13 protein-coding genes are annotated in these 14,057 nt (G+C 55.6%); 9 read left to right on the top strand and 4 right to left on the bottom strand.

The window, feature by feature from the left end; translation table 11 throughout:
• Positions 1 to 19 precede the first annotated feature (19 nt).
• From IF654_RS05755 to pdeM, 3 genes are all read left to right on the top strand, one after another.
• On the top strand, positions 20 to 1,147 hold the full coding sequence (locus IF654_RS05755) for a succinylglutamate desuccinylase/aspartoacylase family protein (RefSeq protein WP_047274034.1): 1,128 nt from the start codon (positions 20 to 22) through the stop codon (positions 1,145 to 1,147).
• A gap of 79 nt (positions 1,148 to 1,226) precedes the next feature.
• A complete protein-coding gene (locus IF654_RS05750) occupies positions 1,227 to 3,719 on the top strand; it encodes a ligase-associated DNA damage response DEXH box helicase (protein WP_047282289.1) in 2,493 nt (830 codons plus the stop codon).
• A 1-nt stretch (position 3,720) separates the two neighbouring features.
• A complete protein-coding gene (pdeM, locus tag IF654_RS05745) occupies positions 3,721 to 4,377 on the top strand; it encodes a ligase-associated DNA damage response endonuclease PdeM (RefSeq protein ID WP_047280085.1) in 657 nt (218 codons plus the stop codon).
• 8 nt (positions 4,378 to 4,385) lie between these two features.
• Here the strand turns inward: pdeM and IF654_RS05740 are convergent, their stop codons facing one another.
• Together IF654_RS05740 and dcd are read right to left on the bottom strand one after the other, a co-directional pair.
• Positions 4,386 to 4,586 carry a hypothetical protein gene (locus tag IF654_RS05740; RefSeq protein ID WP_047274028.1) on the bottom strand — a complete coding sequence of 67 codons (201 nt, stop codon included), beginning with the start codon at positions 4,584 to 4,586 and terminating at the stop codon, positions 4,386 to 4,388.
• 94 nt (positions 4,587 to 4,680) lie between these two features.
• Complete coding sequence (gene dcd / locus IF654_RS05735) at positions 4,681 to 5,247, bottom strand: dCTP deaminase (RefSeq protein ID WP_019411020.1); 567 nt, start codon at positions 5,245 to 5,247, stop codon at positions 4,681 to 4,683.
• A gap of 352 nt (positions 5,248 to 5,599) precedes the next feature.
• Here dcd and IF654_RS05730 point away from each other — a divergent pair, with 352 nt between their 5' ends.
• Positions 5,600 to 5,809: a cold-shock protein gene (locus IF654_RS05730; protein ID WP_002554837.1), complete on the top strand. Its 210-nt coding sequence runs from the start codon at positions 5,600 to 5,602 to the stop codon at positions 5,807 to 5,809.
• Between the two features lie 121 nt (positions 5,810 to 5,930).
• Here IF654_RS05730 and apbC read toward each other — a convergent pair whose 3' ends face one another.
• Entirely contained in the window at positions 5,931 to 7,025 is a 1,095-nt protein-coding gene (apbC, locus tag IF654_RS05725; protein WP_047274024.1) for an iron-sulfur cluster carrier protein ApbC, read from the bottom strand.
• 181 nt (positions 7,026 to 7,206) lie between these two features.
• On the opposite strand from apbC, the gene metG reads away from it, so the two are divergent.
• The 4 genes from metG to IF654_RS05705 all read left to right on the top strand — a co-directional run bounded on the left by metG (position 7,207) and on the right by IF654_RS05705 (position 11,460).
• Positions 7,207 to 9,258, top strand: a complete 2,052-nt coding sequence (gene metG, locus IF654_RS05720) for a methionine--tRNA ligase (protein ID WP_094987371.1) — start codon at positions 7,207 to 7,209, stop codon at positions 9,256 to 9,258.
• A gap of 209 nt (positions 9,259 to 9,467) precedes the next feature.
• Positions 9,468 to 10,463, top strand: coding sequence for an electron transport complex subunit RsxB (rsxB, locus tag IF654_RS05715; protein WP_047282288.1), 996 nt, complete (start codon positions 9,468 to 9,470; stop codon positions 10,461 to 10,463).
• 69 nt (positions 10,464 to 10,532) lie between these two features.
• Positions 10,533 to 11,171, top strand: coding sequence for an endonuclease III (gene nth / locus IF654_RS05710; RefSeq protein ID WP_083334131.1), 639 nt, complete (start codon positions 10,533 to 10,535; stop codon positions 11,169 to 11,171).
• A gap of 106 nt (positions 11,172 to 11,277) precedes the next feature.
• Positions 11,278 to 11,460: a PA3496 family putative envelope integrity protein gene (locus tag IF654_RS05705; protein ID WP_047274016.1), complete on the top strand. Its 183-nt coding sequence runs from the start codon at positions 11,278 to 11,280 to the stop codon at positions 11,458 to 11,460.
• A gap of 115 nt (positions 11,461 to 11,575) precedes the next feature.
• On the opposite strand, the gene IF654_RS05700 is transcribed toward IF654_RS05705, so the two are convergent.
• Positions 11,576 to 12,202, bottom strand: coding sequence for a response regulator transcription factor (locus IF654_RS05700; protein ID WP_047274014.1), 627 nt, complete (start codon positions 12,200 to 12,202; stop codon positions 11,576 to 11,578).
• A 988-nt stretch (positions 12,203 to 13,190) separates the two neighbouring features.
• Here IF654_RS05700 and IF654_RS05695 point away from each other — a divergent pair.
• Positions 13,191 to 13,979 (top strand): hypothetical protein, encoded by a 789-nt coding sequence (locus tag IF654_RS05695; protein WP_194862679.1) that lies wholly within the window; start codon positions 13,191 to 13,193, stop codon positions 13,977 to 13,979.
• The last annotated feature ends 78 nt before the right edge of the window (positions 13,980 to 14,057 follow it).

Genomic DNA, 14,057 nt, shown 5'->3' with positions numbered 1-14,057 from the left:
GGCTCATCGGGACTTTTGCATGCGAACAGAGCGACATCAAACTCACACCTTGCTGGCCCCCGTGCCCGGCAGTGAACGCCAGCTTCATAGTTTTCACTATGGCCCTGAGCAGCCGCAGGGCAAGGTCTACATTCAGGCCGCGCTGCACGCGGATGAACTGCCGGGCATGCTGGTGGCGTGGCACCTCAAGCAGCGGCTGACCGAGCTGGAAAGCGAGGGCCGGTTGCGCAGTGAAATCGTGATCGTGCCGATGGCCAACCCCGCTGGCCTGGAACAAGTGCTGATGGACGTCCCCCTGGGCCGCTTTGAATTGGAAAGCGGGCAGAATTTCAATCGCCTGTTTCTCGATTTAAGCCTTGAAATAGGGGATGCCGTTGAAGGGCTTTTAACCGATGACCCCACTCATAACCTGCATCTGATTCGCCATCATTTGCGTGAAACCCTCGCTCAGCACGTGCCCGTGACCGCGCTGCAATCTCAGCGCCTGACCTTGCAAACGTTGGCCTGCGATGCCGATATCGTGCTGGACCTGCATTGCGATTTCGAAGCCGTCCCTCACCTTTACACCACCCCCGATGCCTGGCCCCGTGTCGAACCGTTGGCGCGTCGCATCGGCGCACAGGCAAGCCTGCTGGCCACCGATTCAGGCGGACTGTCCTTCGACGAATGCCTGACGCTTTTGTGGTGGGAGCTCAAGCAACGCTTCGGGCACGTCGCCGCCATCCCCCAAGGTTGTGTGTCAGTCACCGTTGAGTTGCGCGGTCAGCATGACGTCAACCACCCCATGGCCAAGGCCGACTGTGAGGCGTTGCTTGATTATTTGATCGACCTGGGGGCCATTGCTGGCGACCCGCCACCTGCCCCCGCGTTGTTGTGCCCCGCTACGCCGCTGGCCGGGGTTGAACCGGTGACGACGCCCGTCGGGGGGCTGCTGGTGTTTTGCGCCCGCCCGGGCGAGAGACTGCGCGACGGCCAACTGATCGCCCAGGTCATTGACCCGCTCAGCGACCGCGTCACGCCCATTTACAGCGCCACGCAAGGCGTGTTGTACGCCCGTTCGTTACGGCGCATGGCCACGGCCGGCATGGTCATCGCGCATGTGGCGGGGGCCGGGGAGCACCGCAGCGAGTACCTGCTGTCGCCTTGAGGCGAGCGACAATTTTTGGCACTAACCGGCAGCGCTCGCGGTCTCTGAATCAAGCCCCCTCAGAGCATTGCCCGCGCGTATGGCTGACTCCAATAACTTCGCGAAACAGTGGTTCAGTGCTCGACAGTGGGTGCCGTTCGCTTTTCAGAAAAAGGTCTGGGCGGCGGTCAAGCGCGGTGAGTCCGGTCTGCTGCATGCCAGTACCGGCGCCGGCAAAACCTATGCGGTGTGGTTTGCAGCCCTCAACCGCTTTGCCCGTGCCGCGCCAGCCAAACCGCTGACCCCGCCCAAATCACGCAAACCGGCCAGTGCACCGCTGACGGTCCTGTGGATCACCCCCATGCGCGCGCTGGCAGCGGACACTGCGCGAGCGCTGGATGCACCGCTGGCAGAGCTGGACATTCCGTGGAACGTTGGCCTGCGCACGGGCGACACCAGCAGCAGCGAACGCGCCCGACAGGGTCGACGCCTGCCCAGTGCGCTGGTGACCACCCCCGAGAGCCTGACCTTGCTGCTGACCCGTGCCGACGCAAAGGCACAGATGTCCAACCTGCGCATGCTGGTGGTGGATGAGTGGCACGAGTTGATTGGCAACAAGCGCGGGGTGCAACTGCAATTGGCGTTGGCACGATTGCGCAAGTGGAATCCACAACTGATCGTGTGGGGTATTTCTGCAACCCTCGGCAATCAGGCCCACGCCCAGGATGTGCTATTGCCGCAAGGCGGGGGCGCCAGTGTCCAAGGCAACGTCATCAAGGATTTACAGGTCGACACCCTGCTGCCGCCCTCCATCGAACGCTTTCCCTGGGCCGGGCATATCGGACTGCGCATGCTGCCCGCGGTAGTGGCCGAAGTGGACAGCAGCGCCAGTTGCCTGATTTTCACCAATACCCGCGCGCAATCCGAGATTTGGTATCAAGCGTTGCTGGAAGCACGTCCCGACTGGGCCGGATTGATTGCCCTGCATCACGGCTCCTTGGCCCGAGGCGTGCGGGACTGGGTTGAGCGCAGCCTTAAGGAAGGCACGCTCAAAGCGGTGGTTTGTACGTCGAGTCTGGATCTTGGGGTGGATTTTTTACCGGTTGAGCGGGTGCTGCAAATCGGCTCGGTCAAAGGCATCGCCCGCTTGATGCAACGTGCGGGTCGCTCGGGTCATGCGCCGGGGCGGCCTTCGCGTGTGACGCTGGTGCCGACCCACAGCCTGGAGCTGGTTGAAGCCGCTGCCGCCAAAGCCGCCGTGGCCGCCCGTTTGATTGAACCCCGCGAATCGCCCCACTGCCCGCTGGATGTGTTGGTGCAACATCTGGTCAGTATGGCGTTGGCCGGTGGCTTCACGCCTGATGAGTTGCTGGACGAAGTGCGCAGCACCTGGGCTTATCGCGACCTGAGCGAGGCTCAATGGCGCTGGGCGCTGGCGTTTGTCCATCATGGCGGCGACACGCTGACCGCGTACCCGGACTACCAGCGTGTCGAACCCGATGCCGACGGCGTGTGGAAAGTCCCCAGCGCACGCCTGGCCCGACGCCACCGCATGAGCATCGGCACCATCGTCAGTGACGCCAGTATCCAATTGAAGTACTGGCGCAAAGGCGGCGGCGGGCAATCGCTGGGCAGTGTCGAAGAAGGGTTTATTGCACGGCTCAAACCGGGTGACGGTTTTCTGTTCGGCGGGCGCTTGCTGGAATTGGTGCGCGTCGAAAACATGGTGGCGTACGTCAAACGTACCTCGGGCAAAAAAGCCGCCGTGCCGCGCTGGAACGGTGGGCGCATGCCGCTCTCCAGCGAGTTGGCGCATGCGGTTGTTGCGCAACTGGATGCCGCTCGCCAGGGTCAGTTCACAGGCCCGGAAATGCAGGCGATCAAGCCCTTGCTGGAGGTGCAACAGGCGTGGTCGGCCCTGCCCGGCACCCACACGCTGCTGGCCGAAACCCTTAAATCCCGTGAAGGGTGGCACCTGTTCCTGTATCCCTTTGCCGGGAGGCAGGTGCACCTGGGGCTGGCCAGCCTGTTGGCCTGGAGGATCAGTCAACAACAACCGCTGACGTTCTCGATCGCGGTGAATGACTATGGTTTTGAACTGCTCAGTGCGACCGCGGTGGACTGGGCGTCCCTGCTCAAGGCGGGCCTGTTTGATGAAGCCCACTTGCTGGAAGACATTCTTGCCAGCCTCAATGCCGGTGAACTGGCCTTGCGGCGCTTTAGGGAAATAGCGCGTATTTCGGGACTGGTGTTTGGCGGTTACCCCGGCGCGCAGAAAAGCACGCGCCAGGTTCAAGCCTCCAGTGGCCTGTTTTTTGAAGTCTTCAAGCAATACGACGCCAACAATCTGCTGTTGACCCAAGCCCAGGAGGAAGTATTGCGCCAGGAGTTGGATATTCAGCGCCTGGAACAGACCTTGAGTGACATGCGCTCACTGACGCTCGACGTGCATGCCATCCAACGGGCGACTCCGTTCGCGTTCCCGCTGTTGGTGGAGCGTTTTCGTGAAAGCCTCAGCTCTGAAAAACTGGCGGATCGTATCGCACGCATGGTCAAGGACCTGGAAGCCGCTGTCCTGAAAGGAACCAAATAGCATGAAAGTGGTGGTTGAACTGGCGGGTGAAGAGCTATGGCTGTTGGCAGAAAAGGCCATCTATTGGCCGCGCCGACACACCCTGTTGATTGCTGACGCGCACTTCGGCAAAGCGGCAGCCTATCGAAAACTGGGCCAGCCGGTGCCGACCGGCACGACTCAAACCAATATCGATGTACTGAATCGATTAATGCGGCGTTATCCCTGCACAGAGGTGATTTTTCTGGGGGACTTCCTGCACGCACCCGAATCCCACGCGCTCAACACCTTGGTGGCCATTGGCACGTGGCGCGAGGCGCATGCTGATGTGTCGATGAGGTTGATCAGGGGCAACCACGACCGGCGTGCCGGGGATCCGCCTGAGGCGTTGAAGATTGAGGTGGTAGCCGAACCGTGGTTGGTGGGGCCCTTTGCCCTGCAGCATGAGCCGCAGCCCCATGCCACTCACCATGTACTGGCCGGCCATGTGCATCCCACTTTCCGCTTGCGCGGTAAAGGTCGGCAAAGCGTACGTGCGCCCTGTTTCTGTCTCGGCCCAAGGATCAGTTTGCTACCGGCGTTCGGTGCATTCACAGGGGGGATGAACGTCAGCCCTGCGCCCGGTACGCGCCTGTATCTGGTAGCAGATGAAGGCGTGTGGCCACTGACGCATGACTGACTGAATATTCACGCCACTGGCGCAGGCGGTGGCTCGTCCGGAATTGTCGGGACGCCCGGTTCAGTGGGTTGCGGGGTATCGGGGTCAGGCTGGCCGGGGATGCCGCCTGCTTGCATCGGAGGGTGTGCGAGCAGCGACCAGGCCAACATACCGACCTGATTCGGTTCAAGGCTGGCCAGTTGGGCGCGGATACTCGGATCAATCTTCATAGGGGCACTCCTGAGCGTGGATCCGGCGCGCTGGGTGCATCACCGGAAATACACCCAGTAGAGTGTATTTTCGCTCAGGAATTCCCTCGGTTCGTCAGGTACGCGGCAAGGTCACGCCACGTTGGCCCTGATATTTACCGCCACGGTCCTTGTAGGAGACTTCGCATTCCTCGTCGGATTCGAAGAACAGCATCTGTGCGACGCCTTCATTGGCGTAGATTTTCGCTGGCAAGGTCGTGGTGTTGGAGAACTCCAGCGTCACGTGGCCTTCCCACTCCGGCTCAAGCGGCGTCACGTTGACGATGATGCCGCAGCGGGCGTACGTGCTTTTACCCAGGCAGATCGTCAGCACGTTGCGCGGAATACGGAAGTACTCGACGGTGCGCGCCAGCGCGAAAGAGTTGGGCGGGATGATGCACACGTCACTGGTGACATCGACAAAGCTGCCTTCATCGAAGTTTTTCGGATCGACGGTGGCGGAGTTGATGTTGGTGAACACCTTGAATTCGTTCGCGCAGCGCACGTCATAGCCGTAGCTCGACACACCATAGGAGATCAGACGGTCGGCGCCTTCGCCACGCACCTGGCGCTCAACGAAGGGTTCGATCATGCCGTGCTCTTGCGCCATGCGGCGGATCCACTTGTCTGATTTGATGCTCATGGCGGGGTGTCCTGAATAGCGAGGTGGAAAAATTCTGTTCGGCATCTTACCGGGGCGAGGTGTCAGGTTCAAAAGCCTGAGACAGATTTATTGAAAATAGCTGTAGCGACCGGGAATACAGGCTGTGAGGCCAACCGCCAGTCACGTTTTTAGAGAAACCTTCGCAAAGACCCTTTGCACGTTCCTGAAAAAGGGTTAAGGTGGCGCCACTGTGTTGCTTGTGTCACTGAGAATCTCTACACGATGTTGAATTTCGATCCAACCATCTCCAAGAATTTTTCCTGCTCTTTGCACTCAGTCTCGGCCAGGGCTTTTCCTGAGTCGCAGTTATCTTTGTCCAAGGAGTTACACCATGTCTAATCGCCAAACTGGTACCGTTAAGTGGTTCAACGATGAAAAAGGCTTCGGCTTCATCACTCCACAATCCGGTGACGACCTGTTTGTTCACTTCAAAGCAATCCAATCCGACGGCTTCAAAAGCCTGAAAGAAGGCCAACAGGTTTCTTTCATCGCTACTCGCGGTCAGAAAGGCATGCAAGCTGAGGAAGTTCAAGTTATCTAACTTGTACTGATCCAGTAAAAAACCCCGCCCTCAAAAGCGGGGTTTTTTTATGCCTGCCGTAAAAGCAACACGCGCCCCGGACTTCAAGAGGGGGCGAGCCAGCCCGCCCCGCTGCCGAATTTCAATCGTCGCTGGTGGTGATGGTCGGCATGGCTTGTGATGCGGCTTCGTGCAAGACGATGCGTGCACCCACATGCCGGGCCAATTCCTGATAAATCATTGCGATCTGGCTGTCGGGTTCGGCAATCGCCGTCGGCTTGCCGCTGTCCGCCTGCTCGCGAATGGCCATCGACAGTGGCAGTGAGGCCAACACCTCAACACCATATTGCGTCGCGAGCTTCTCACCCCCACCCTCGCCGAACAGATGCTCCGCGTGACCGCAATTGGAGCAGATGTGGACCGCCATGTTCTCGACAACCCCCAATACCGGGATATTGACCTTGCGGAACATTTCGACACCTTTACGCGCATCCAGCAATGCCAGGTCTTGAGGCGTGGTCACCACGACAGACCCGGTGACCGGAACTTTCTGCGCCAGGGTCAGCTGGATGTCCCCGGTGCCCGGCGGCATATCAATCACCAAGTAGTCCAGATCATTCCAGGCCGTCTGCGTCACCAGTTGCAACAGCGCGCCAGACACCATCGGCCCGCGCCACACCATCGGCGTGTTGTCATCGGTCAAAAAGGCCATGGACATCACTTCAACGCCGTGGGCCTCAATCGGCACAAACCATTTCTGGTCACGGATCTTCGGCCGTGTACCTTCCGGGATACCAAACATTACCCCCTGGCTCGGCCCATAAATGTCGGCATCCAGAATACCGACACGCGCACCTTCGCGCGCCAGTGCCAACGCAAGGTTTGCGGCCGTGGTGGATTTGCCCACGCCCCCCTTGCCCGAGGCCACCGCCACAATGTTTTTTACATTGGCCAGCCCCGGGATTTGCGCCTGGGCCTTGTGCGCTGCAATCACGCAGTTGACCTCAACCTTGGCAACTGACACGCCATCCATGTTTTCAATGGCCATTTGCAGCATCTGCGCCCAGCCATTTTTGAACAGACCGGCGGCGTAGCCCAATTCCAGTTGCACGCTGACGCGATCGCCCTGGACATCGACATGACGGACGCAGCCGGCAGACACAGGGTCCTGATTCAAGTAAGGGTCGGTGTACTGGCGAAGGACAGCCTCCACCGCTGCGCGATTGACGGCGCTCATGGGCAACTCCCGAAAAGATCTGATTAAAACAGGCCGCTATCCTAACCTTCTGAAGCGACCAAAGCAGGCTTTTAAAAGCCTTGAAACCACCATAAACCCTCAGATACGTGTCCACGGGGTGAAATATATCGCCCGGCGCTTTATAGTGGCCGACCACCGTCTCATCAAGTAGCCGAGCCCCATGTCCGAGCCACGCAAGATCCTCGTCACCAGCGCCCTGCCCTATGCCAATGGTTCAATCCACCTTGGCCATATGCTTGAGTACATCCAGACCGATATGTGGGTGCGCTTCCAGAAGCAACGCGGCAACCAATGCACGTATGTTTGCGCAGACGACGCCCACGGCTCGGCAATCATGTTGCGCGCTGAAAAAGAAGGCATCACGCCAGAGCAACTGATCGCCAACGTCCAGGCTGAACACAGCGCCGACTTTGCCGACTTCCTCGTTGACTTCGATAATTTCCACTCGACCCACGCCGAAGAAAACCGTGAGCTGTCGAGTGCGATCTACATCAAGCTGCGCGAAGCGGGCCATATCGCAACTCGCTCAATTACTCAGTACTTCGACCCGGAAAAGAAAATGTTCCTGGCCGACCGCTTCATCAAGGGCACCTGCCCGAAATGCGGCACTGAAGATCAATACGGCGACAACTGCGAAAAATGTGGTGCCACCTACGCACCTACGGATCTCAAGAACCCGAAATCAGCGATTTCCGGTGCCACGCCGGTTCTCAAAGAGTCGCAACACTTCTTCTTCAAGCTGCCAGACTTCGACGCCATGCTCAAAAGCTGGACCCGAAGCGGTGCCTTGCAAGATGCCGTCGCAAACAAAATTGCCGAATGGCTCGATGCGGGTCTGCAACAGTGGGACATCTCACGCGATGCGCCCTACTTCGGTTTTGAAATCCCCGATGAGCCCGGCAAATATTTCTATGTGTGGCTGGATGCACCCATCGGCTACATGGCCAGTTTCAAGAACCTCTGCGCACGCCGTCCTGATCTGGATTTCGACGCCTACTGGGCCAAAGACTCCACCGCCGAGCTGTATCACTTCATCGGCAAGGACATCGTGAACTTCCACGCCCTGTTCTGGCCCGCCATGCTCGAAGGCGCAGGTTATCGCAAGCCAACGGCCATCAACGTGCACGGCTATCTGACGGTCAACGGCCAGAAAATGTCCAAATCCCGCGGCACCTTTATCAAGGCCCGCACGTACCTGGACCACCTGTCGCCTGAATACCTGCGTTACTACTACGCCTCGAAACTGGGTCGCGGGGTCGACGACCTGGACCTCAACCTCGAAGATTTCGTGCAAAAGGTCAACTCTGACCTGGTCGGCAAAGTGGTGAACATTGCCAGCCGCTGCGCAGGCTTTGTCCACAAGGGCAATGCGGGCGTGTTGGTTGAAGGCAACGCAGCACCTGAGCTGACCGATGCATTTCTGGCGGCCGCTCCGAGCATTGCCGAAGCCTATGAAGCACGCGACTTCGCACGCGCCATGCGCGAAATCATGGCATTGGCCGACCGCGCCAACGCCTGGATTGCCGAAAAAGCCCCATGGGCCATGGCCAAGCAGGAAGGTAAACAGGACGAAGTCCAGGCGGTGTGCGCACTGGGTATCAACCTGTTCCGTCAGTTGATCATTTTCCTCAAGCCCGTGTTGCCGGTACTGGCCGCCGATGCAGAGGCATTCCTCAATGTGGCGCCGTTGACGTGGGACGATCACACCACACTGCTGAGCAATCATCAGTTGAATGCATTCAAACCACTGATGACCCGCATTGATCCGGTAAAAGTACAGGCCATGACTGACGCATCGAAAGAAGACCTGGCTGCGAGCCAGACCGACACTGGCTCTGCCGCCCCCAAAGGTAACGGCGAACTGGTCAAAGAACCTCTGGCAGCCGAGATCGACTTTGACGCTTTCGCCGCCATTGACCTGCGCGTGGCCTTGATTCTCAAGGCAGAAGCCGTGGAAGGTGCCGACAAATTGTTGCGCCTGACCCTCGACATCGGCGACGAACAGCGCAACGTGTTCTCCGGGATCAAAAGTGCCTACCCGGACCCGGCCGCACTCGAAGGTCGCCTGACGATGATGATTGCCAACCTCAAGCCGCGCAAAATGCGTTTCGGCATCTCGGAAGGCATGGTCATGGCGGCAGGCCCGGGCGGTGAAGAAATTTACCTGCTGAGCCCTGACAGTGGCGCCAAGCCGGGTCAACGCATCAAGTAAGACACCGCGCCTCACATTCGCTGACGACCTGCGGGTCGTCAGCGAACGTTCTACAGTAGCCTCCCTTCCTGCCTTGTCGGATAATCAGCACCCTCGCTTGACGGCGACCATGACTGACCTGACATTCACGCGTTACTACCAAGCCCGTTTCGATGATTCCCTGATCATGAGCGCAGCGGACGGCTTGCTGTCGTTGGAAACATCACACAATGAGCCTGATACAACAGATCGATGCCTTATTGCCGCAAACCCAGTGCGGAAAATGCGGCCACCCGGGCTGCAAACCTTATGCACAAGGGATTGCGCAGGGCGAAGCGATTAACAAATGCCCTCCTGGTGGTGAAGAAACCCTTCATGCCCTCGCACAGTTGCTCCAGGTGCCTGTCATTGCCCTCGACGCAGAGCGTGGATCTGCTGCAGCTCAAGTTGCCTACATCCGCGAAGCTGAATGCATCGGCTGCACCAAATGCATTCAGGCTTGCCCGGTTGATGCCATTCTCGGCGCTGCCAAGCTGATGCACAGCGTAATCGTGGATGAATGCACAGGCTGCGACCTGTGTGTTGCGCCCTGCCCGGTAGACTGCATTGAAATGCGCCCACTCCCCGAGAACGTCATTGCGGTGATTGGTGGGCTTGCACAGCGTACGGACGAGTACCAAGCCCGCGCACAAAAACGGCAACATGCACGTTTTCGTTATGAACAACGTGAAGCCCGCCTCAAGCGTGAAGATGACATCAGGCAAGCCGCACGCGCTGCGCGCTCCCAACCTGTTGCGGTGGGCCACCCGACAACGCGCGAATCCGACGTGCAATCCATCTCCGGCACACCCGGCAGCGATGAAGCGGCGCTTAAAAAGGCCAAAATTACCCTGGCCATGGCCCGTGCTCAATTACACAAATCACTCAAAGCCTTTGGCCATCCTCCTACAGCGCAACAGCAAGCCCAACTCAACGTGCTCGGGCAACAATTTGAATCTGCCGAACAGGCATTGGCGACACTTGAAAAAACACCTCAGCCCTTGGCGCCCACAGCCAGCAACCAGGGCGCCGATCTCAAGCGCGCAAAAATTCAATTGGCACTGCGCCGGGCAGAGCTGAACAAAGCCATCAGCCTGAATCGCTCAACCGAAGAGTTGGCGCCATTAAAAGATGCCGCGGATCGGGCAGAACGGCTGATCATTTCGTTGAACGACGCTAGCGCTTGATATTTTTCAGTTCGATACACATTTTCTACCGCGCATAAACCGACAGCCCATCAGGAAACGCCACTACTCATGAACGCCGCAAAGCGCCTTGAAATATTTCGTCGATTCCACGAAGACAATCCTGAGCCCAAAACGGAGCTGGCTTACTCATCGCCCTTCGAACTGTTGATCGCGGTTATTTTGTCCGCACAGGCAACCGACGTGAGCGTCAACAAGGCTATGGCCAAATTGTTTCCGGTCGCGAATACGCCAGAAGCCATCTACGCTCTGGGAGTGGACGGCTTATCGGCGTACATCAAGACCATCGGCTTGTATAACAGCAAGGCCAAAAACGTGATTGAGGCTTGCCGGTTACTGATCGAGCGACATGACAGCCAAGTGCCGCAGACACGGGAAGCGCTCGAAGCACTTCCGGGTGTCGGCCGCAAAACGGCGAATGTGGTGCTCAACACCGCGTTCAGGCAGGTTGCCATGGCCGTCGATACTCATATTTTTCGTGTAAGCAACCGTACCGGCTTGGCGCCGGGCAAAAATGTGGTGGAGGTCGAAAAGCAACTGATGAAGTTCGTGCCCAAGCCCTACCTGCTGGATGCGCACCATTGGCTCATCCTCCATGGGCGCTATGTGTGCCAGGCGCGTAAGCCCAGATGTGGGAGTTGCCGAATAGAAGACCTGTGCGACTTTAAGGAAAAGACGTCTGACGATTGAGCGATAGCGATTTTATTCACTGATCGATTGAGAAAATCTTTTTTACCCTGGCGATGTTTGTCGCTATAAGGGGCGCCAATAGCTGTCTTGGTCTGGAGTGAGCAGAATGAGCACTGGCAAAGAAGAACTGGATGTAGACGAAGAGCTTGTGTCAGACGAGCAGGAGGAAGAGGTCGTCCCGGCTCCGGAGGTGGCGAAGACCAATCTCGCCAAACGCAGAACCATTGATAATCTTCTGGAAGAAAGAAGACTCCAGAAGCAGCTTTCGGACTATGACTTCGATCTCTGACCAGCTGGAAAGCCTCCTGCACAAAGAGGCTTTTTTTCTGGGAGCCAGAGCGTACGGCTATCTCGCTACACACGCGAGATAGCCGTCTAAAGGTGAAACGTAATGGCGCCGCCGTTCACACCAAGCCGTTTCGCTGAGCAAGCTCAATCAGATCAACCAAGGATCGGGCATTGAGTTTCAGTAACAAGCGCGTTTTGTATGTACTGACTGTCTTGTTACTCAAGAACATCCCGTCGGCAATGTCCTTGTTACTTTTCCCTCGCGCTAATTGCTGCAGTACCATCATCTCCCTGCCCGATAACCGATTAACCATATCGGCCTCACTGGCATTGCCGAGACTGGTACGCACTGAGTGCAATGCTTGGTTAGGAAAGTAACTGTATCCCGACAACACTGCTTTTATTGCACTGAGCAACTCTGTCAGATCCTGCTGCTTGCATACATATCCCGCCGCCCCGGCTTGCATGCAACGCATGGAAAAATGTCCCGGCGCCTGTGAAGTTAAAACCAGTACTTTCACAGGCAGCGCCGGAGTTGAAAGACGAGCAATCACTTCCAGCCCGTCCAGCTTAGGTATCCCTATGTCGAGTATCACAATATCCGGCGCATGTTCACGCGCAAGTTGTAATGCATCCACACCGTTATCCGTCTCAGCAACGACTTCATAGCCATGTCGTTCCATGAGCATACGTACAGCAAGACGGATCACGGGATGATCATCCACGATCAGCACTTTATTCATGGGTAATTCCAATTTTCGCTGTTCGAATTTTTAGAGTCAGCACAATAGCCTAGTCGTAACACCCTGGGCATAGCGCCCCCCCCCGAGCACTAACAACCAAAGACATCACCTACATAAAATAACGATTTTCCCTACAAAAAACTGCTCTAAAGAAAAGCTTCCCGCTTGTCAAAGCGTGGACATCCTCACGAAATAAAAACCGTATCCCACAGCATGTACGGACACACGATTAATCAAACGAGTGTTTTATTGCAATTCCATCGCACCTACGCAAGCGACACTTTGACGTAACACCATACATGTCATTTACTTCCTGAGATCCCTCCCTTATGTGGATTGACACATGCACCTGCTGCGTTTCAAAACAGCCATACACTCATTTACTTGTGACAAACCTTATATCAATGATATTCGTTGTGACAACACGTACAGACATGAAAATTCGTCTGAAGACTGTGGATACACATAAATATCACTACAAAATATTCTTAAACTATGCAGGCGAACCACACTAGCACGCTCTTATGTGCCGCCACACAGGTTTAATCGCACCCGGTAAAATCTACTCTTATTTCTCAAGAAAGTATTTCAAATTATCACTTAAGGAAAGGTACTACAGATCATTCGGAAAAATATGCAAGAATCATTTAACTCATATTTTTACAGGACTCGCCATAACGCTGAAAACAGACACATCAATGACGCATAAAACATCAGTGCGAGAAAGGATTAATCCTCGTAAAAACTCCTTCTTCGACTTGCGATCAGGACTACATCCAAAAAAATTTCAGGCACAAAACATTCACAACCTATCGTCCACTTCAAACAACGTTAAACTTGCACATTCAAAACCCCACGTCTAAGTTTATAAATAGACACACTATTAAAAACGCCTAAGACCTCTTAATAGCATCGGAAAATAATTTCCATCCGACCACTCTTACTTTCCTTCATTAATCGAGGTCTTTTCAGACAAATAGGTTCCCTTATGCTTAAGAGCACACCCACCACCAAAAATCCGCTGACGGTGATTGCCATTTTCTCAATACTGACGCAAGCCTCAGCCTCCGTGTCCCTGCCTTACATTAACAAGGAGAATCAGGAGATCTACGTTTGGTTTTTAGTCGCTTTCCCGATTGCGCTGGTTATACTTTTCTTTATAACTTTAAATTTCAATAATAAAAGACTCTACTCGCCCTCGGATTTCTCAAATGAAGAAAACTTTATAGAATCCAACATTCACGCAATACAACCAGGCAAAGAATGTCATGACAGTCTGCCTGCACGCTCGAAATCAGCGCCAAAAAAAATAACCGATCACCCAGACATCAGGTTTAGCTTTTGCACCCCGCACAACCTCATACTGCTGCCTCAAAGCCAAACACATGCCCAACAAGCCCACCTTAAACAAAGCACCAAAAAAACGCTCACAGAGGCTGGCAAACGGCATAAAGAAATGGATTCAGCCAAACACAAAACCTTTCGAAGGGCCATTACAGAGGGGTTGCACGTTGCCAACCTGACACGTTCGGACAAACACTTGATGAACAAACATGAACTTGAAGAAGTGCTGTCATTAATTTACGAAACCATGACCTCAGCAAGAAACTCGGCCGACAAAAACAAGGTGCTTATCCTATTAATCAATAGCCACGTCAACGCACTGATAAACAAACACCCTTTACCCCCCCTGATTTATAAAAAATTTCAGCTATGGGAGACAACCACTATTTTCACTTACAACACTGAAACAGACGCATTGAGCACAACCTATTGAACATATAGTCATGCCTAAACACTCACATAAAAAAAAGCCCCGACCAGTGGCCGGGGCTTTTTTCGAAAGCCGCTCTTA

The organism is Pseudomonas lundensis (assembly GCF_015377145.2).
Taxonomy (GTDB): Bacteria; Pseudomonadota; Gammaproteobacteria; order Pseudomonadales; family Pseudomonadaceae; genus Aquipseudomonas; species Aquipseudomonas lundensis.
Note: the sequence above shows the minus strand (reverse complement) of the source record. Positions and strands in the feature narration are given on the sequence as shown.

Coding starts and splice junctions, on each gene's coding strand:
- IF654_RS05755 (WP_047274034.1), top strand. CDS start 20: ATGCGAACAGAGCGACATCAAACTCACACCTTGCTGGCCCCCGTGCCC.
- IF654_RS05750 (WP_047282289.1), top strand. CDS start 1,227: ATGGCTGACTCCAATAACTTCGCGAAACAGTGGTTCAGTGCTCGACAG.
- pdeM (WP_047280085.1), top strand. CDS start 3,721: ATGAAAGTGGTGGTTGAACTGGCGGGTGAAGAGCTATGGCTGTTGGCA.
- IF654_RS05740 (WP_047274028.1), bottom strand. CDS start 4,586: ATGAAGATTGATCCGAGTATCCGCGCCCAACTGGCCAGCCTTGAACCG.
- dcd (WP_019411020.1), bottom strand. CDS start 5,247: ATGAGCATCAAATCAGACAAGTGGATCCGCCGCATGGCGCAAGAGCAC.
- IF654_RS05730 (WP_002554837.1), top strand. CDS start 5,600: ATGTCTAATCGCCAAACTGGTACCGTTAAGTGGTTCAACGATGAAAAA.
- apbC (WP_047274024.1), bottom strand. CDS start 7,025: ATGAGCGCCGTCAATCGCGCAGCGGTGGAGGCTGTCCTTCGCCAGTAC.
- metG (WP_094987371.1), top strand. CDS start 7,207: ATGTCCGAGCCACGCAAGATCCTCGTCACCAGCGCCCTGCCCTATGCC.
- rsxB (WP_047282288.1), top strand. CDS start 9,468: ATGAGCCTGATACAACAGATCGATGCCTTATTGCCGCAAACCCAGTGC.
- nth (WP_083334131.1), top strand. CDS start 10,533: ATGAACGCCGCAAAGCGCCTTGAAATATTTCGTCGATTCCACGAAGAC.
- IF654_RS05705 (WP_047274016.1), top strand. CDS start 11,278: ATGAGCACTGGCAAAGAAGAACTGGATGTAGACGAAGAGCTTGTGTCA.
- IF654_RS05700 (WP_047274014.1), bottom strand. CDS start 12,202: ATGAATAAAGTGCTGATCGTGGATGATCATCCCGTGATCCGTCTTGCT.
- IF654_RS05695 (WP_194862679.1), top strand. CDS start 13,191: ATGCTTAAGAGCACACCCACCACCAAAAATCCGCTGACGGTGATTGCC.